This window comes from Cylindrospermopsis curvispora GIHE-G1 (assembly GCF_014489415.1).
Classification (GTDB): domain Bacteria; phylum Cyanobacteriota; class Cyanobacteriia; order Cyanobacteriales; family Nostocaceae; genus Raphidiopsis; species Raphidiopsis curvispora_A.
Map to the genome: position 1 here is coordinate 2,028,539 of NZ_CP060822.1, position 18,375 is coordinate 2,046,913.

An 18,375-nucleotide genomic window follows, 5' to 3' on the forward strand; every position below is an offset into this window, starting at 1 on the left:
CCGGGTTGACACTTTCTCGGAAATAATTTACTAAAAATTAATGATAACCTTTAAAAAACTCGAAAGATAAAAGGATAGCTAAAGGCCAAATCTGGATTTGTCAAGACCTTGACAATGGCAAAAATTGTGAGAGCCCAGTGAATTAAATATCCCACACCCGCTAGAGGAAGTAATATTATTAGGGGTAGAACTAACCAACCCAACAGAAAAAACAAACCTGCTAAAATGGCCCCATAAAACCAAACGTTAAAATGGAAATTTATGGACTCCTTGGCATTATCTTTAACAACTGGGTCATCGGAAATAATTAGTATGGCAACAGGTAAACCCACAGATATCACCGTAGTGCTAAAGAAAATGGCACCGTGGCAAAGGGCGGAGAGTATTTTGCGTTTGTCTTGATCAAAGCCCGTATACATCTTAACTCTATCCTCATCTCTTATGGTCACTCACACAGTTATTATTTCATACCTTGAATAGATTTGACCATGTCGCCATCTCCCCAATACCACAAAGTAAATCTAAGTGCTAAATTTGACTCAAAACAGGTCTTCTATCTGGGTTGCTGCTTCCAAAGACCAGATACTAACGCCAACTGCTGTTGCTCTTGGTAAGTTTGATGGTGTTCATCTTGGTCATCAACGAGTTATTGAACCGGTTCGAAATTTCCACACGCAGGACAATATAAAGTCCCAATCCCAACACATCCACTCAACTGTTGTTACCTTTGATCCCCATCCTGAGGAATTTTTTAGCGGCCAACCCCGCTCCCTGTTAACACCACTGGTGGAAAAGATAGAATGTCTACAAGGACTAGGTATAGATCAACTGGTATTGTTACCCTTTGATAGGGAATTATCCGCTCTTTCACCCCGGGATTTTGTAGAAAAAATCCTGGTGCAACAACTCCAATGTCAGAAAATTAGTGTGGGTGAAGACTTTTGTTTTGGTCAAAAGCGTCTTGGCACTGCTAGGGATTTGCAAGTCTTAGCTGGTTTATACAATATACCTGTTAATATAGTTCCTATTAAAATGGATATGATTAATTTACCCGCAAATGATGGAACAATAGATGGTCAGGAGAATCGTATTAGTACTTCCCTAATCCGAGAATCTTTATCTCTAGGTGATATTCCCAAGGCTAACCGTCTTTTGGGAAGACCTTATACTCTATCTGGTATAGTAGTCACCGGAAAAAAACTGGGTAGAACTATCGGTTTTCCCACAGCTAATCTTCAACTACCACAGGATAAATTTTTACCTCGTCAAGGAGTATATGCTGTTAGGGCTTTAATAGACACTAGTCCCCAGGTCATCCTTGGGGTGATGAATATTGGCAATCGCCCTACAGTTAATGGTTATTCTTTATCTGTAGAAGTACACTTGTTTGATTGGGAGGGCGACTTATATGGTAGAAAACTGGTGGTGGAGCTAGTAAAATTTGTACGTCCTGAACAAAAGTTTCCAAATCTAGAAGCTCTTAAGCAGCAGATTAGACTAGACTGTGTTACTGCTAAGCATGTTTTGGCTGCCGGTTAGTCAAAAACCCCACTGGAGCTGCCAGAGGGGCTTTTACTAACACAAATGGCGGGAAGTGGATTTGAACCACTGACCTTCGGGTTATGAGCCCGACGAGCTACCAGGCTGCTCTATCCCGCGTTACGCTTTTTCTCCACTCATCTAAATATAACTCCAAATCTAGAATTTGTCAACTATAAAAGTGATAATTCTCCAATTACCTCCAAACGCTTGTATTTGCTCAGGTTCATGAATTTATCTCCTAAACTTTGGGCCACGCTGGGACTAATCCATCCCATTTGTTGTAGTAGATGAATAGCTGCTGCGTATTTAGCTCGTTTGCTCCCATCAGTCACTTTAATGGATAACCCCATTCCTTCCCCTAGTCTGCTAATACACTGCACTCCCTCAGCTCCAGACTTACTAATTAGTTCTCCGGGAGCTAATCGCATTATTTCCGTATCAAATTCTCCTTCCCCAGCTACCATCGCTGGATGGTGATTCATTGCTCGCACAATCCTCTCCATGTCCAGGTTATTGCTAGATCCCAAAAGAGCATATAAGAAAGCCATTTGACCCAGTTGCATGAGATATGTGGGTGCACCACAGTCATCACGAACACCTATAAATTCTGCTGCTGGCATTCTTAGTAGTTCTGCTACTTTGCCCAGAATCAACTGTTGGACAGGATGTTTTTTATCTAAATAATTGTTTAAAGGCCAGTGCCTTTGCTGACAAACAGCCAACATACCTGCATGTTTACCAGAACAATTGTATTCCAATGGACTGCGCTTACCGGAAGGAATGGGGCATTGTAACGTGGTTGTTTCTAGATCAACCCGCCAGATAATATTAAATACTTGTCTAACTTGTTCAATGCTACCTTGATGAGAACTAGTGATAATTGCTAGGTCGCGATCGCTCAAACCATAGCGTTCTATGGTGCCCGTGCTGGTGACGGCTAGAGCTTGAAATGGTTTCAATGCGGAACGGGCAAATGTGGCTGTTTCAGCGTTACCAGCTACAGATAAAACCCTTCCTCTGTCATCACTAACTGCAGCTTGGACTACGTGTCGAGATTCGATAATACCTTCTCGCAGCAGTCTAACTTCCAGTTCTTTGGCCTGTGTTCTTTTTCCCATTGTCATGGGTCTGTTTTCTAATTGGTCTTGTAGTGGTCGTGATAATAAAACATCATATCATTAATTTCCGGTGAGTTGGGGGATATTGCTCAGGTATTTTCCCAGATGTAAAACGCCCACCTCTGATTTTTAACCATCAGTGGTTTTTTAACCGCTTTGGCTAAGACTATAATTACCATTCAAGGTACGATAGTATTGATTAAATGACAAGGATCCCTATGTCCAAAACACAGTCCAAAAGTCAGCTCGTTAAGGGCACCAGTCAAAATCCTCTTGACCTCAAACCGGAGGTAGCCATCTCCATCCTCGGACTTTTTTCCGCTGCTAATGAGCAAGAAGGTATTATTTACACTAAAGATTACCCCATACCTGACCTGTTTGATGGTTTACAAATTTTTGATGAATACACTGAAGAAGAATTTAATGCTTTATCATCTACAGTGGATTCCTATATTGATGAAAACAAGAACCGACTTGAGGATCTGATCCCCAGTGCTATTTCATCTCTATTAAAATTAGAAGACGAAGGTGTTTATTGTGAAATCGCATATGTCCTGGCCCTACTCATCATGGATATTGATGAGGAATTATCTGAACTTGACCAAGACTATCTACTTGCACTACAGGAAGCATTAAAGATTCCTGATGAACGCGCTGAAGAGTTAATAGATGAGATTTTTGATGAAGAATATGAAGAGGAGGAAGATGAGGATTGAGAGGGAACAAATAGCTAAGTAATAGAAGTTATGAAAAACTAAATCACTTTAAATAATTGCAAACAAGTTTAACTGCATTTAACTGCTCATGAATAGTATGAATTGGTAATTCATGGGCTTTTATAATCTCTAATCATATTGAGAACAATCCGTGGGGATTTCCATGACAAATTCTGTTCCCATTCCCGGTTGGGATAGACAATGAATTTTTCCCCGATGTTGATTGACTATAATTTGATAACTAATAGATAATCCTAAACCAGTACCTTCACCTACGGGTTTGGTCGTGAAAAAAGGCTCAAAAATTCGGTTTTTCATTTCGGTACTCATCCCCTTACCATTGTCTTTAATACAAACCCTCACCCAATCACGATTAATCACTGACGTGGAGATAATTATTTGACCATTAAAACTCTCTTTTGCTGCTGCTGATAAAGTTAGTCGATGTTCATATATGGCATCAATTGCATTACTAATCATATTCATAAACACTTGATTTAGCTGGGAAGCATAACAAATGATTAATGGCAGATCACTATAATTTTTGACAATAATATTTTTGGCAGGTCCTAACTTTTCCTTAAATTGAGGTTGTAACAGGATTAAGGTACTGTCAATACTCTGGTGAATATCCAAAGGTTTGATTTCTGATTCATCGACACGAGAAAAATTACGTAAGCTCACAACTAAATCTCGAATTCTTTCCGCACCTACAGACATAGAATTTAATACCTTTGGTAAATCAGATACTAAAAAATCAAAATCTATAGACTTAATTTTTTCTACAATTATCTGGTGGGGAGTGGGATATTCTTGTTGATAGATATTGAGTAAATCTAGTAGGTATTGAATGTAGTCAATGGCGTGATCAACATTAGCATATATAAAATTGACAGGATTGTTGATTTCATGAGCTATACTAGCTACCATTTGTCCTAAACTGGACATTTTTTCCGTGTGAATCAACTGCATTTGGGTAGATTTTAACTCCTGTAAAGTTTTTTCCAGATGGAGATTATTATCATTTAATTCCTTAGTTCTAATAGCGACTTTTTCTTCCAATTTTTCATACAGTTCAGCGTTCTCTAAAGAAATAGCTGCTTGGGAAGATAATAGTTTTAAGACTTTCAGTCTCTCAGGAGTAAATGCACCTGTAGTCAAGCGATTTTCCAAATAAATTATACCCATAAGTTGTCCATGCTTTAAGATAGGATTACACAGTATAGACTTGGGCTGATATTTGATAATATAAGGATCTATAGCAAATTTTTTATCTATACTATTACTATCAATAAGTATGTCATTTTGAGTGTTGTTGACATAATTGATTATATTAATTGGGATATCTTGACTATCCTTAATTGGTATGAGTTCCCAACCGGTATTTTGATTTTCTCGTACTACAGTAAACAAGTTGGATTCTTGTTTAAGAATTAAAGCAGCTTTTTTCGCTCCCGTATTTTCAACAATTACATTCAATAGAGTACCCAGCAGTTTATCTATTTTTATTTCTGATGAAATGGCTAAAGATGCTTTTGTAACTGTTTCCAAATCTAGAATAGCTGATACGTTTTTGTTGCTATCCATAATTTTAGTCATAAAATTGGTTTCTTCTGCAATTATTGTGCTGGGTTTGATGACAGGAGCAAGTAATTCAGGATAAGATATTTCCAGATCTATTACTTTTGACTTAGCCCCCCAATTCACATAACAATAGTAAGCATCAATTAAGTAAGTTTGAGCAATTTTGTTCCTACCACAATTAAGATAGAATCTAGCAGCTAACTCATTTGCCAGAGCTTCTTCCTGAATGTATCTATTTTTCCTGGCACCCATAATAGCTTGGTCATAAAGTTCACCTGCTTGCCAATGATTGCTAAGAACTCTTGCCATTTCTGCGGCTATTAAATCATACTTGTGCTGATAATTTTCCGGACATTGACGGGCCCATATTGCCATAGATTCTTGATTGACTTTAACAGTTTGTAAATATTTTTCTAAATTTTCTTGATTTGCATTTGATTTTTGGGAGCATTCACCCAATAAAACCAAAGAATAATAAAAATTATATTGGCTACAAACAATCTGAGTGAAGACGTAGTTCAAATGTTCAGTCATTTGAAGAACAGCTTCTAAAGATTTCTGATAGTTATGGAATAGGTAGAAAAATATAGTTTTAGCCAAGTAGAATGTGAATATTAGAGTAGAAGCTTTGGATTGGATTAAGATTGACAACAATTCAGTGTCATCAAATGAATTATGAAAACAACCAGACTGACTGGGATCATAATTTAACAACTCTAAAACTAACTGCTTCCAAATTAAATGTACTAGAACTGCGCCCTGTTGTTTAAATCTATACATTAGATTTATATGGGTTTCCAATTCCTGTAAAACACAGGTCAAATTTTCGCCAATTAAAAATTTATTTTGATTATAGATAGCAGATGCATAACCTACATGTTCTAAATCGCCAGTTTCCATGCCATAATTTATGCATTCTGATAAACTAGCTATGGTTTGTTGTAAGTGATTTTTCCAGAAATTAATGTTTGAGTTACAAGTTAAGAGAACCACACATTTAACTTCCTGAGCATTAAACCTGTTGGCTAAATTCAATGCCAATTGACCATAACGGTATCCATTGTCAATATTGCCAGCAACTCTACATAATAACAGACCATAATGGGCATATCCAGAAGCAGAAGTTGAACAATTACCATATTCTAATGACAGATGGATCATCGTAAAAACTATTCTGTCAAATAATTCTAGGTCAAAACAATAAGTAGCGGTGGTAATATTTCCCAGTATTCGCATGGCCGCCATTTTATCGGGTGCAGTCATGACAGGTAAATTAATCAGTTTATCCACATAGTTTTGATTCTGGTCATTGAGAATTTTAGGTGATTCTCCTACCAATTGAATTCCCAACATATTGATAATATGTATACCTGTTTCGATTGCCAATTTTATTTGGACTTTTGCCATATATATTTGAATTTGGATCTCATATACAGGTACTTGATCAAGGAGGGTAACTGCCTTTTCTTGGACCAATTTAATATAGATTTCTGCCTGGTCAAAATTGATGTTCAGAAATTCTACTTCTACCGCTTCTAAATACAAGTTTAAAGTTAGATGATAATGAGTTTGCCAACTATTTACTGGTAAAAGTTTCAAGGCAAATTTTAAGTGTTTTATAGCCGCTTCATAAGCTGTTGACACTTTGGCTTTATGACCTGCTATTAAGTTAAGTTCAGCCAATTGACATTTTTCTACTTCCCCTTGTGTGTCAATTATTGTTTGGGCGACATTCAATTGATTAGCTATAATAAAGATTTTTTCTTCTAGTTCCTTTTTATCTCTATTTTTAGTGTATTCATAAATTAATTTACCAAGGCGCCAATGGGTTGATTCCTTCTCGTTATCTGGAATTAATAAATAGGCTGCTTGCTGTACTCGGTCATGGAAGAATTTGTATTTTTTGATGTGATTATTGTGGGATTTTTCCGGATATAAATTCTGTTTTTCGTCTTGAGTAATAATCAATTCTGCTGTCAAAGCATTCTGCAAGTTTGATTCTATTTCTAGCTGGGACTTCTCACAAGCAATGGCTAGGGTTAATAAATCAAACTCATTACCAATGCAAGCAGCAATCTTTAGTATTTCTTGTGTAGCAACAGGTAATTTGTGGATTTGCGTTGCCAATAACTGGAGAATATCATTACCATATAAAGCTTGAGCCCTATAAATGTCACATTGCCAACAACCCAACTGAAAGTCAAAACTTAGTAACCCATCTTCATACATAGATTTAATTAACTGATTGCTGAAAAATGGGTTGCCCTGTGCTTGATCGAATACAAATTCAGTTAAAGATAAAGACAGGATTTCTTCACAGGCTAAATTGCCTGAAATTAGTAGATTTAACTGGTTTTTATCTAGAGGTTGTAAATGAATTTCATTAATGGCAATTTTGGGTTCAACTTTTTGCAAATCCTCTAGGGTGACTGTGAGAGGATGTCCACTATAAACCTCATGGTCGCGATAAGCACCGATCAGTAATAAATATTTGGTATCTGGTTCTTTAATTAAGAATTGGATTAATTTTAAAGAAGTGGGATCTGCCCACTGCAAATCATCTAAAAAAATCACTAAGGGATGTTCTTCATTAGCAAATATTTGGATAAATTTAGCAAATAATACATTGAACCTATTCTGAGCAGCATTACTGGTTAACTTGGACGCTGCTGGTTGTGGACCAATAATCTTTTCTAACTCAGGAATTAGATCTATAATAATTTGTGCTTGTTCTCCCAGGGTTAATAAAATCTTGTTTTTCCATACTACTAATTCTTCTGGACTTTGAGTTAGAACTTGTTGTAATAAATTCCCCAAGGCTTTTAATAAGGCTGAAACGGGAATATTATTTTGTAGTTGCTCATATTTACCAGCTGTAAAATAACCTTTTTGCTCCAGAATCGGTTGGTTAATTTCATGGACAATAGCAGTTTTACCAATACCTGAAGAACCTAGAACTAGCATTAATTCTTTACTGCCTTGACTAACTCTTGTAAACGCATCTAATAAGATGGAAATCTCTTGATCTCTACCATAAACTTTGTCACAAATTATAAATCTATCTGCTATGTCTCTACTTCCTAATTGCCAAGACTTAATCTGACCATGATTTAATAATATTTCTTGGAATCTTTCTAGATCGTATCTAATTCCCCTAGCTGTTTGATATCTATTTTCTGGGCTTTTTGACATTAATTTGATAGTTATTTCCGCTAACAAATCGGGAATTGCTGGGTTAATCTCTTGGGGAAGCGGTGGCATTTTCGCCAGGTGAGAATGTACTAACTTGAGAGGATTTTTGCTGATAAAAGGTAATCTTCCTGTGAGTAGTTCATAAAAGGTCACCCCCAGAGAATAAAAATCGCTGCGATAATCTATACCGCAATTCATTCTCCCTGTTTGTTCTGGTGACATGTAGGAAAGAGTTCCTTCCAATGGATTGAACTTTTTGATTTCCACTATTTCTTGAGGTAGGAGACAGGAAATACTGAAATCTGTCAACTTAATTTGATGAGTTTTTGGATTAATAATAATGTTTTTTGGTTTAATGTCTTTATGGATAATTTTGTAATTATACAAATACTCCAGTGCTTTCACCACGGCAATGGCAATTTTTAAAAACATGTTTAGTGCCAGGGGCTGAGATTGGGCATAGTCGTAAACGGATATACCACCTATATCCTCACTGATGAGGGCGTAAATATTACCATAAGGTTCTAAAGCATAGGATTTAATAATATGGGGATGGTCAATTTTTTGAGTAATAGCAAATTGATTTTTTAAGGCTATCAATTCATTTAATGGTGGATATTGGGCGTTAGCAGTTTTTATAATTACCGATCTTTTAGTTGTTTCTTGTTCACCTCGATATACACTGGTTCTACTGCTAACGTGAATTACCTCAAGTATTTTATAGCCTGGAAGTTGGATATGACTTTTTTCCATTGGAAATCTATTGTGTGGAAACACGAAATAAATGATTGTATTTGGCATCATATAGATGCGATCGCCCACTTACGGGAGACAGGGCGGGGCTAATTATATACAAGGTGGTACGCAGCAGTTTTTGTTCATGGGTAGACTCTGCCATTTTCTCTAGGGGAACAATAAAGATCTTTTCATCGGGCCATCCCACGCGAAAACAAATGGCCACAGGAGTTTGTGGAGGATAATGTTGTAAAAGTTGGTTTTGGGCGCTAGCTACATGACGGGCACTCAAATATAAACACAGACTGGCTTGATGTGCTGCTAAACTGGCCAATTGTTCCTGATTTGGCACTTTTGTTCTTCCACTCACCCGAGTGAGAATAATACTTTGCACCAAATCAGGAACTGTCAACTCTACTTTTAGTTTTGCCGCAGCAGCTTGAAATGCACTAACTCCTGGGATTATTTCAAAAGGTATATTTGATGCGTTTAGTAATTCTATTTGTTCGTGAATAGCACTATATAAACTAACGTCTCCTGAGTGAAGACGTACAACAGATTTATTAGATTGAACTGCTTCTATAATTGTGCCTATAATCTCATCTAAAGTTTTGGTGGCGGTACCGATAACTTGTGCGTCTGGACGACAAATATCCAAGATCTGTTGGGGAACCAAAGAGTCAGCGAAAAGTACCAAATCAGCACCAGCTAATAGCCTTTGTGCTTTAACTGTCAATAAATCTGGGTCTCCAGGTCCTGCACCCACAATATACACTGCTGGTTTTAAGTAGTTAATCATGTTGCACCCAAAATAGGAAAGGTCTGCCAATTTTCCCGTGAAATTTCTCAATATTTCTGCCATGGTTTTCCGGATCAACCGCTTGCGAGTGGTAGAAAGATATGGTAGATGCACCCTGGTTAAGCCCTGGAGAACACTCTGGGGCATTTTTTATTGGTGGTTATAACTAGGAGATACTACATCCGGTAGGGAGCGTTTGTATACATAAAGCCAGACTAAACCGGCTAAACCCACTACTATTCCCGTTAAGCTAACCAATTGGGCAATTCTCAGAGAACCTAACATAAGACTATCCGTACGTAAACCTTCAATAGCAAATCTTCCCATACTATAGGCTATCCAGTAAACCAAAAATAAGGTTCCGGTCTTTAATTCCGGTTTGCCAGATAAACTCCGAAAAAATAAAGTTAGTAATAGAGCAAATACCGTCAAATTCCACAGGGATTCATATAAAAAAGTGGGGTGGAAATATTCAAAGTTTACCAAAGCGGGAGGACGATGCTCTGGTGGAATGTATAGTTTCCAAGGTAAATCTGTAGGATCACCAAAAGCTTCAGAATTAAAGAAATTCCCCCAACGTCCAATGGCTTGACCTAAAATCAGAGAAGGCGCGACTAAATCTGCCAATTGCCAAAAAGATATTCTTTTGAGTCTGGCAAAGATTAAAGCGGCTATAATACCGCCAAGAATGGCTCCATGAATGGCTATACCACCCTGCCAAATGGCTAGGATTCTCCCGGGGGAACGGGAATATTCTGACCATTGGAACAGGACATAATATAATCTCGCAGCTGGAATAGCTCCCACTACCAGCCAAACGGATAAATCACTGATTATATCGGGATGTAAATGACGACGTTTGGCCAGATGCTGGGCAAGACTAACGCCAATTAATACGGCTGATGCAATTAGCAATCCATACCAACGAATAACAAATGGTCCAAATTCTAATCCAGGTACTACGGGACCCGGGGAGGTGAACTCGAACCCCAACAGTAAGGCGGGGAAATCTACTACCATGCAAATTACCTAACAATATGTTTCTACTTCACAGGAAACAATTGCAATATTTATGTAAATAATGTACAATACCACAACATATTAATCAATAAATTCCATCATTCACTCAAAAAGCCTGTTCCTCCAAGGTCACTAAACAGTGTACTCGAACCTAGAAGCTTTTTAATTTCTATTTAACATGATTGCTATTTATCCTGGCAGCTTTGACCCTATTACCTTGGGGCACCTTGATCTTATTGAACGAGCTACTCGCCTATTTAGTCGGGTCATTGTTGCTGTTCTGCGAAATCCTAACAAAACCCCATTGTTTACCGTAGAACAGCGTTTGAAGCAGATTATTTCAGCTACTAGCCATTTACCCAGCGTAGAGGTAGATAGTTTTGACGGATTAACGGTTAACTATGCCCAAATGCGACAAGCGGGGGTTTTATTACGTGGTTTGCGAGCTGTTTCTGATTTTGAGATAGAGTTACAAATGGCCCATACTAATAAAACCCTTTCAACTCAGGTCGAAACTGTTTTTCTCGCCACCTCTAATGAGCATAGCTTTTTAAGTAGTAGTGTGGTGAAAGAAATTGCCAGGTTCGGTGGATCTGTCGACCATCTTGTTCCCCCGCACATTGCTACGGATATATACCAATGCTACAGCCAAATCCCCCTATGGGAAAACCCAATGACAACCCCCAGGGAATAGTAGATATTCTCCAGGAGCTTAACCGTCTGGAAGATATTATCCTCTCTGGGATGCAAATACCCTTTATCAGTCGTACCCTCATTGATGAGGATAAGTTCCTAGAGCAGTTAGATTTTATTCGGGTTTCTTTACCCTCCGTATTTCAGGAAGCAGCAGAAATTCTCCGAGAAAAGGAGGAGATTATATTGTCAGCGGAAGAATATGCACAACAGGTTATAGAAGCAGCACAAATCAAAAGGTCTCAAATCTTGGCTGATAATGATATTATTCGCCAAGTAGAACGGGAAACTATTCAACTCCGTCGTGAAGCACAACAGGAGTGTGATGCCATAATGCGAGATACCTTGGCAGAAATCGAACGTAAACGACGGGATTGTGACCAGGAAATGGAAGAGACACGCCAAAATGCGATCGCCCATGCTAGGGAAATCGAAAATGGCGCGGATGAATATGCAGATCGGGTGTTGGAAAATATCGAGGAGGATCTGCAAGAAATGTTGCAAATTGTCACTAATGGACGACTACAACTACGAGGGGAAACCCGAAAAAACAGTGGGTCTTATGATATTCCAAAGGGATAATTAACTACCTGCTAACACCAGCTAAGTCTAAAATCGGGGCGATCGCTTCTTCCTTTTTAACAGCCATAATATGTACTCCCTGGCATAAATCCTTTGCCATTCTTACCTGTTCTGAGGCAATTTTCATACCTTCTTCCAAAGGATACTTGGCTTTGGCTAGGCGCTGGATAATATGATCGGGTATATTAACACCAGGAACCATCCTGTTAATAAACTGAGCATTTTTCGCTGATTTTAACAGAAAAATACCTGCCAATACGGGTTTATTGTAACCAGAGGCGATTTTATCCATAAACTTCTCTAATTTTTCAAAATCAGTAATTAGTTGACTTTGAAAAAATTGTGCCCCTGCTTGTACTTTTCTTTCAAATCTACTCTGTAACCCAGACCAACTTTTAGATTGAGGATCCACTGCTGCTCCAGGAAACAAATCCAGACCTCCATCAACTAAAGTCCTATGATTAAAATCCAGTCCTTGGTTCATATTAGTAATTAATTGCAATAACCGGACAGATTCCAGGTCAAAAACAGCTCTAGCATCCGGATGATCACCAGCTTTCACTGGATCACCCGTCAAAGCTAAAATATTCCTAATACCCAGAGCATGGGCCCCCATCAAATCAGCTTGCAGTCCGATTCTATTGCGATCGCGACAAGCTACCTGACAGATTGGTTCAATTCCATGTTGGCATAAAATGGCGCATACTGCCAAAGGTGACATACCCAAAACAGCACGACTACCGTCAGTAATATTAACAGCATGAACTCTCCCCTTAAGAGTCGCTGACATGGCAATGGTATGGTTGATGTCCCCTCCCTTTGGGGGTGCAACTTCTGCAGTGATTAAAAATTCTCCTGCTTGTACTGCTTCACGGAAACTCGTGAGAGAATTGCTAGTATGGATAGTGGTGTGATTTTCCTGCATGGTAATTTTTTTATACTTAAAAGATCTTATTTTCAGGTTTATAATGGTGCTGTGTAGCCCAAAGCCTCCTTAACATCTGCTAAAGTTTGACTGGCTATGGCTTGAGCTTTTTCCCTACCTGTTTTAAGTACGGACTCTAAGTAACCTTTTTCTGTTATTATCTCCTTGTACTTTTTTTGAATTGGTTCTAAAGCGTTAATAGTTGTTTCTGTGAGTAAAGGTTTAAACTGTCCCCATCCCATATGAGCACACTCCCCAGCTACCGCTTCCTTGGTTTTGCCAGATAATAGCATATACAAAGTCAATAAATTATTACATTCAGGACGTGCTGGGTCATCAAAACTCAAACCACGAACTGGATCGGTTTTACAGCGTTTAATCTTATTGGCAATTTGGTCTGGTGGATCCAAAACATTAATTCTGCTCAATTCGGAAGGGTCAGACTTAGACATTTTCCTAGTACCATCAGCTAAACTCATTACCCTGGCGCCCTCTTTCCTAATTAAAGGAGCAGGTAACTTTAATACGGGATGCTCTTGGGCAAACAAGTAATTGAACCTATTAACAATATCTCTGGCTAGTTCTAAATGTTGCTTTTGATCTTCACCTACTGGTACTTTATCTGCTTGATACAGCAAAATATCAGCAGCCATTAAAACCGGATAAATCAATAAACCCGTGCCAACATTTTCCCCCTGTTTAACCGCCTTCTCCTTAAACTGGATCATATCCTGTAGCCAGTTCAAAGGAGTAATACAGTTTAGTAACCAACAAAGTTCACTGTGTGCAGATACATGGGATTGTACAAAAATATGTGAGTACTGTAAATCAATACCACAAGCTAAATATAAAGCTGCAATGGTGTAGGTATCAGCTGCTAAAGTGGCAGGGTTATGTGGTACAGTAATAGCATGTAAATCTACCACACAAAAGAAATTATCATACTGATCCTGCATCTCTACCCAGTTGCGAATAGCACCTAAATAGTTACCTAAGTGTAAGTTACCAGTTGGTTGAACTCCAGACAAAACGCGTTGCTTACCCATAATTGTTGGTGATTTTTTTTTGCCAACTACCATTCTACTGTTGTTTTTTAGCCTCCCGCAACTAAAGTTGGGGAGAGATGGCTCAACAAGTCGCGCTAAACTCAATTCACATATATCTTAAATTATGTAGTTTCTGCAAATCTAACATGCTAACTTTTGGGTGACCTATATTGCATTTTTAGATCAAAGATCATAGATTATTCAATTATAGGAGATAAGTTACAGGAAAATAATTCCAAATTTATTAGGATAGCCAAGGTACTAAGTCTCCTAATTATTTAAATTGTAGTGTAAATTAGTTTACTGATTTCTGCGTATTTGCCGAGAGGGGTGATTAAGAGTGCTGGATTGGTTTTGATATTTATTCAGCGTGTAAGAGTTATAAATGCTTTTTCTTGACACTTTGTGTCAACGGTGCTGTTTACCATGGACAAAATCATTGACCTGGAAATAGTAAGGAAGATCTCAGGTAATTTCGGCAAAAATTTCCCATCTTGGAGTTATTCTAACCATGCAAGTGAATGAGTCACGCACAAATGCTAATGTGAAGGCAAATATAGAAGCAGAAGCATGGCATTCCTTAGAAAAATCAATTCTTTACTATCAGAAACAACCAGTAGGCACATTAGCAGCTGTTGACCCGTCTGTAGAAGCCTTAAACTATGATCAGTGTTTCATCAGAGATTTTGTTTCTTCAGCACTGGTATTTTTGATTAAGGGAAGAACGGACATTGTTAAAAATTTTCTAGAGGCGACATTAAAGTTACAGCCTAAACAAAAGGACTTGAATCCCTATAAACCAGGTAGAGGATTAATTCCAGCCAGCTTTAAAGTTGTCACTAACCATGGTGAAGAGCATTTAGAGGCTGATTTTGGAGAACACGCCATAGCTAGGGTGACCCCAGTAGACTCCTGTTTGTGGTGGTTAATCTTATTACGTGCTTATGTGGTAAGTACGAATGATTATGATTTAGTCTACCGACCAGATTTCCAAACAGGTATTCGATTAATTCTGGATATTTGTTTAGCAAATCGTTTTGATATGTACCCCACCATACTAGTACCAGATGGTGCTTGTATGATAGATAGACGCATGGGTATTTATGGACATCCACTGGAAATACAAGTGTTGTTTTTTGCCGCATTACGTGCAGCAAGGGAGTTGTTAGTTTGTGAAGGTAACGAGGATATAGTAGAAGCAATAGACCACAGATTACCATTGTTGTGTGGACATATTCGGGAACATTATTGGATAGACATTAATCGCCTCAGTGACATTTATCGCTTTAAGAGTGAAGAGTACGGAAAAACTGCGGTAAACCTTTTCAATATATATGCTGATTCCCTACCCTATTATAATTTAGATAAATGGTTACCAAGAAAGGGAGGTTACTTTGCGGGTAATGTGGGACCTTCTCAATTGGATACCCGGTTTTTTACCCTGGGTAATTTAATGGCAGTGATTTGTGATTTAGCCACAAAAACACAAGCACAAGCGGTCATGAATCTAATTGAAAAAAGATGGGAAGATTTAGTAGGGGATATGCCAATTAAAATTTGCTTTCCTGCTTTGGAAAATGAAGAGTACAGAGTTGTAACAGGATGTGACCCTAAAAATATACCTTGGTCTTATCACAATGCTGGAAACTGGCCGGTTTTAATGTGGATGTTAGCTGCAGCAGCGGTGAAAACAGGAAGAGTGAGCATGGCCCAAGAGGCGATAGAAATCGCTCAATCCAGACTAAGTGAGGATCAGTGGCCAGAGTATTATGATGGTAAAAAGGGTAGATTAATTGGCAAACAGGCGCGAAAGTATCAGACTTGGACTATTGCGGGATATTTATTGTCTCAGGAAATGATAGAAAATCCCGATAGTTTGTCCTTGGTTAGTTTTGATAAATTGCTTCCCCAAGGAGCTTTTAAGGCTTGTAAGTTGGAATTTTCCACATAGATACAAGACAAGGAAACCTTGACCCCCGGGGGATCTATCCCCCTAATCTTGATTGTCTCTTGAGAGTGAGGAGAAGTTAATATAGTCCCATTTTCTCCATCATTAATTTTTGTACTCTTTCTTTTAAAACACTATTATTATTAATTTCTGCTGTGATTTGATTAAACCTATCAACAGTGAGATTGTTTTGGGATACTGTTTCTTCATATTCATTACAATAGTTGATAGCTATTTTCTGGGCATTTCTCGGTAGCAAATTGATACTGTTTGCGTCGTTACAAATGATTGTGGGGATGGCTCCGGTATTAATTAGAGTTTTAATTTCCTTAAAGGCTTGCTGACGTTTAGGTTCCATAATCATTACTGTTTGGGCATAGTTAGTGATTTCGCTACTGGTGATAGCCGGGTTTTGACCGTTAGCATTTAGTGAGAGAGTAGAGATTAAACTAGCAGCAGTGAGAATTGACAATAGGGGAAATTTTGACAGCTTAGAGAGCATAATAAAAGTTGATAACTAGTACAAGATTGTTTTGCCCATGGCACGTAAAATAGAGGCTTTGGGATTGCCATTACCTCTTGATTTAAAATATACAGTCATATTTATGTTAGTAGATTTGATTTATTCTCAGGTTGAAAAGTTCCGGATTTCTGATATAGTTGGCAAAGTTCAATTACTTTAGTTTGGAGGGTAAGGATTTCGGAAGCTCCTTGCTTGAGACTAACTTCTAATTCCAACAGTAGAGGTAAAGAGAAAACAAGCTGTTCTACAGATAGGGATTTGACTTCTTGCTGTAAGAAGTAAATCCGTTTAGGATTGCTGACCTCCGCACCTTGGGCGATGGACTGAGGATTGCGCTCTCCCGATTCCATCATCATTTTTACCCATAGCCAAGTACGGAATTGACCCGTGAGGGTAGCAACTATTCTTAATCCTGGTTCAGCAGCGCCAATTAAATCCGCTAAAATGCCCAATGCTTTAGCTGAATCACCTGTTTTAATGGTCGCAGCTAATTGAAGGGTGTTGTGAGTGGTATTTCTGACTAGTTGGGTTACAATTGCACTATTCAGTGGAATATTACTACTGGCTAAATAAAGACGCAATTTTTCCATTTCTGTGTGGAGAAGTCGGCTATCATTACCAATAGATTCCGCCAAAGTTTCGGCAACTTGTGGTGTTAGTTTGATACCAAAATCCTGAGCAGCTTGATTCACAGCTTGGACTAATAATTCAGTTTTCCAGGGTGGGATGAGCGAAAACTCCCGGAAATCAGCAAATTGTTTGAGTAGTTTTGTGGACTTGAGACGTTCATCGGGTTTATGAGGACTAGTCACCAGCAAAAAGGAATTTTCTGGTATCACGGGTAAAGTGCGTTTCAGTTCCGAGAATATATTCTCTGGACAATTTTGACACAAGTTGGAGTTGATCAACCAAACCAACCTCCCACCAGCTCCAAAACTGGGTGTCATAACTTGATTAAGGGCCTGAATTACAGAATCGCCCTGGTCAGGGAGAAAAGTAGTATAATTGAAACTAGTCCATAAAGGGTCAAGAATGCGATCGCGCAGTAAGGTAACTGCTTTTTCTATAGCAAAATCATCTTCACCCCAATAAATATAGATTGGCATGGGTGTGAGCGGAACTTAGGATTTATCCTGGTTAAATCAGAGTGTTAGAGACGGTTCTATAGTATCGTAATTCTAATGGCATTGTGGGATTCATTATGAAACAGCTACTTAAACAATTATTCAGCACTCCTAAATACGTCACTAGCTTGATACTATCAGTATTAGTGATAATCGTATCTGTCCCCATGTTTTCCGCCCCAGCTAGTGCTACGGGCGTGTATCAAATACCTGATCTAACCCCCAATACTTGGGTAGTAGACGAAGGAGATGTAATTAGTCGCTTTAATGAGGGGCAAATTGCTAGCGCTTTTCAAGACCTGGCCCAAAAAACCGGTAAGGAAGTGAGAATAGTAACTATTCATAGGTTCGACTACGGAGAAACACCACAGACTTTTGCTCAGTCCCTATTCAGCAAATGGTTTCCCACACCTGAAGCTCAGGCAAATCAAGCCATTTTAGTGGTTGATACCCTAACTAACGGCTCTACGATTGTGAGTGGACAGGAGGTGAAAACTCTCCTAACTGATGAAATAGCTACCAGTGTTACTGCAAAAACCTTGGGAATAGAATTACGTTCTGGTAATAAATACAATCAAGGACTGCTTAAAGTGCGCGATCGCCTGGTAGCAGTGCTTTCTGGTGAACCTGATCCTGGACCACCGGAGGAGAAAGAAATCATCCAGGTAGAAGGGACATTTGCCACAGCAGAGCAGACTGATAAGAACAAGAGCAATTCTACTGCGTGGGTAGTAGGACTGCTAATCGCAGCGACGGTTATTCCCATGGCCACCTATTACCTATACCAAATCAATCAACCATCCAAGGAAGGTTAAAGGGAGGGCCACT

At 38.6% G+C, this 18,375-nt stretch carries 15 protein-coding genes and 1 tRNA gene; 6 read left to right on the forward strand and 10 right to left on the reverse strand.

What is annotated here, in order from left to right; genetic code table 11:
* Window positions 1-50: 50 nt before the first annotated feature.
* Window positions 51-419 (reverse strand): DUF4870 domain-containing protein, encoded by a 369-nt coding sequence (locus IAR63_RS09060; protein WP_096546357.1) that lies wholly within the window; start codon window positions 417-419, stop codon window positions 51-53.
* 106 nt (window positions 420-525) lie between these two features.
* On the opposite strand from IAR63_RS09060, the gene IAR63_RS09065 reads away from it, so the two are divergent.
* Window positions 526-1,539: a bifunctional riboflavin kinase/FAD synthetase gene (locus IAR63_RS09065; protein WP_187705028.1), complete on the forward strand. Its 1,014-nt coding sequence runs from the start codon at window positions 526-528 to the stop codon at window positions 1,537-1,539.
* A 46-nt stretch (window positions 1,540-1,585) separates the two neighbouring features.
* Here the strand turns inward: IAR63_RS09065 and IAR63_RS09070 are convergent.
* Both IAR63_RS09070 and IAR63_RS09075 read right to left on the reverse strand, forming a co-directional pair.
* Window positions 1,586-1,659: transfer RNA gene (locus tag IAR63_RS09070), tRNA-Met, on the reverse strand.
* A gap of 53 nt (window positions 1,660-1,712) precedes the next feature.
* Entirely contained in the window at window positions 1,713-2,666 is a 954-nt protein-coding gene (locus tag IAR63_RS09075; RefSeq protein WP_187705029.1) for an asparaginase, read from the reverse strand.
* Window positions 2,667-2,878: 212 nt separating this feature from the next.
* Between IAR63_RS09075 and IAR63_RS09080 the strand changes: the two genes are divergently transcribed.
* Window positions 2,879-3,376, forward strand: coding sequence for a hypothetical protein (locus IAR63_RS09080; protein WP_187705030.1), 498 nt, complete (start codon window positions 2,879-2,881; stop codon window positions 3,374-3,376).
* 129 nt (window positions 3,377-3,505) lie between these two features.
* Here the strand turns inward: IAR63_RS09080 and IAR63_RS09085 are convergent, their stop codons facing one another.
* The 3 genes from IAR63_RS09085 to lgt all read right to left on the reverse strand — a co-directional run bounded on the left by IAR63_RS09085 (window position 3,506) and on the right by lgt (window position 10,706).
* Window positions 3,506-8,905 carry a trifunctional serine/threonine-protein kinase/ATP-binding protein/sensor histidine kinase gene (locus tag IAR63_RS09085; RefSeq protein WP_187705031.1) on the reverse strand — a complete coding sequence of 1,800 codons (5,400 nt, stop codon included), beginning with the start codon at window positions 8,903-8,905 and terminating at the stop codon, window positions 3,506-3,508.
* A 7-nt stretch (window positions 8,906-8,912) separates the two neighbouring features.
* Window positions 8,913-9,749, reverse strand: coding sequence for a precorrin-4 C(11)-methyltransferase (gene cobM, locus IAR63_RS09090; RefSeq protein ID WP_407927158.1), 837 nt, complete (start codon window positions 9,747-9,749; stop codon window positions 8,913-8,915).
* Between the two features lie 87 nt (window positions 9,750-9,836).
* Complete coding sequence (gene lgt / locus IAR63_RS09095) at window positions 9,837-10,706, reverse strand: prolipoprotein diacylglyceryl transferase (protein WP_187705032.1); 870 nt, start codon at window positions 10,704-10,706, stop codon at window positions 9,837-9,839.
* A gap of 178 nt (window positions 10,707-10,884) precedes the next feature.
* On the opposite strand from lgt, the gene coaD reads away from it, so the two are divergent.
* Complete coding sequence (coaD, locus tag IAR63_RS09100) at window positions 10,885-11,400, forward strand: pantetheine-phosphate adenylyltransferase (protein ID WP_187705033.1); 516 nt, start codon at window positions 10,885-10,887, stop codon at window positions 11,398-11,400.
* Entirely contained in the window at window positions 11,367-11,981 is a 615-nt protein-coding gene (locus tag IAR63_RS09105) for a DivIVA domain-containing protein (protein WP_235678214.1), read from the forward strand. The genes coaD and IAR63_RS09105 overlap by 34 nt, the downstream gene beginning before the upstream one ends.
* A gap of 4 nt (window positions 11,982-11,985) precedes the next feature.
* On the opposite strand, the gene IAR63_RS09110 is transcribed toward IAR63_RS09105, so the two are convergent.
* Entirely contained in the window at window positions 11,986-12,906 is a 921-nt protein-coding gene (locus tag IAR63_RS09110; protein WP_187705034.1) for a methylenetetrahydrofolate reductase, read from the reverse strand.
* A gap of 38 nt (window positions 12,907-12,944) precedes the next feature.
* On the reverse strand, window positions 12,945-13,952 hold the full coding sequence (gene trpS, locus IAR63_RS09115) for a tryptophan--tRNA ligase (RefSeq protein WP_187705035.1): 1,008 nt from the start codon (window positions 13,950-13,952) through the stop codon (window positions 12,945-12,947).
* A gap of 511 nt (window positions 13,953-14,463) precedes the next feature.
* On the opposite strand from trpS, the gene IAR63_RS09120 reads away from it, so the two are divergent.
* The gene (locus IAR63_RS09120; RefSeq protein ID WP_187705036.1) at window positions 14,464-15,903 is read left to right on the forward strand and encodes a glycoside hydrolase 100 family protein; all 1,440 of its coding nucleotides are present in this window, start codon (window positions 14,464-14,466) and stop codon (window positions 15,901-15,903) included.
* A 76-nt stretch (window positions 15,904-15,979) separates the two neighbouring features.
* Here IAR63_RS09120 and IAR63_RS09125 read toward each other — a convergent pair whose 3' ends face one another.
* Together IAR63_RS09125 and holA are read right to left on the reverse strand one after the other, a co-directional pair.
* The gene (locus tag IAR63_RS09125) at window positions 15,980-16,402 is read right to left on the reverse strand and encodes a DUF4168 domain-containing protein (RefSeq protein WP_187705037.1); all 423 of its coding nucleotides are present in this window, start codon (window positions 16,400-16,402) and stop codon (window positions 15,980-15,982) included.
* A 101-nt stretch (window positions 16,403-16,503) separates the two neighbouring features.
* The gene (gene holA / locus IAR63_RS09130) at window positions 16,504-17,529 is read right to left on the reverse strand and encodes a DNA polymerase III subunit delta (protein WP_187705038.1); all 1,026 of its coding nucleotides are present in this window, start codon (window positions 17,527-17,529) and stop codon (window positions 16,504-16,506) included.
* Between the two features lie 95 nt (window positions 17,530-17,624).
* Here holA and psb32 point away from each other — a divergent pair, with 95 nt between their 5' ends.
* A complete protein-coding gene (psb32, locus tag IAR63_RS09135) occupies window positions 17,625-18,362 on the forward strand; it encodes a photosystem II repair protein Psb32 (RefSeq protein WP_187705039.1) in 738 nt (245 codons plus the stop codon).
* The last annotated feature ends 13 nt before the right edge of the window (window positions 18,363-18,375 follow it).

What these genes read in the sequence shown, in the direction of transcription:
- IAR63_RS09060 (WP_096546357.1), bottom strand. Translation starts at nt 419, where the DNA reads ATGTATACGGGCTTTGATCAAGACAAACGCAAAATACTCTCCGCCCTT.
- IAR63_RS09075 (WP_187705029.1), bottom strand. Translation starts at nt 2,666, where the DNA reads ATGACAATGGGAAAAAGAACACAGGCCAAAGAACTGGAAGTTAGACTG.
- IAR63_RS09080 (WP_187705030.1), top strand. Translation starts at nt 2,879, where the DNA reads ATGTCCAAAACACAGTCCAAAAGTCAGCTCGTTAAGGGCACCAGTCAA.
- IAR63_RS09085 (WP_187705031.1), bottom strand. Translation starts at nt 8,905, where the DNA reads ATGGAAAAAAGTCATATCCAACTTCCAGGCTATAAAATACTTGAGGTA.
- cobM (WP_407927158.1), bottom strand. Translation starts at nt 9,749, where the DNA reads ATGGCAGAAATATTGAGAAATTTCACGGGAAAATTGGCAGACCTTTCC.
- lgt (WP_187705032.1), bottom strand. Translation starts at nt 10,706, where the DNA reads ATGGTAGTAGATTTCCCCGCCTTACTGTTGGGGTTCGAGTTCACCTCC.
- coaD (WP_187705033.1), top strand. Translation starts at nt 10,885, where the DNA reads ATGATTGCTATTTATCCTGGCAGCTTTGACCCTATTACCTTGGGGCAC.
- IAR63_RS09105 (WP_235678214.1), top strand. Translation starts at nt 11,367, where the DNA reads ATGGGAAAACCCAATGACAACCCCCAGGGAATAGTAGATATTCTCCAG.
- IAR63_RS09110 (WP_187705034.1), bottom strand. Translation starts at nt 12,906, where the DNA reads ATGCAGGAAAATCACACCACTATCCATACTAGCAATTCTCTCACGAGT.
- trpS (WP_187705035.1), bottom strand. Translation starts at nt 13,952, where the DNA reads ATGGGTAAGCAACGCGTTTTGTCTGGAGTTCAACCAACTGGTAACTTA.
- IAR63_RS09120 (WP_187705036.1), top strand. Translation starts at nt 14,464, where the DNA reads ATGCAAGTGAATGAGTCACGCACAAATGCTAATGTGAAGGCAAATATA.
- IAR63_RS09125 (WP_187705037.1), bottom strand. Translation starts at nt 16,402, where the DNA reads ATGCTCTCTAAGCTGTCAAAATTTCCCCTATTGTCAATTCTCACTGCT.
- holA (WP_187705038.1), bottom strand. Translation starts at nt 17,529, where the DNA reads ATGCCAATCTATATTTATTGGGGTGAAGATGATTTTGCTATAGAAAAA.
- psb32 (WP_187705039.1), top strand. Translation starts at nt 17,625, where the DNA reads ATGAAACAGCTACTTAAACAATTATTCAGCACTCCTAAATACGTCACT.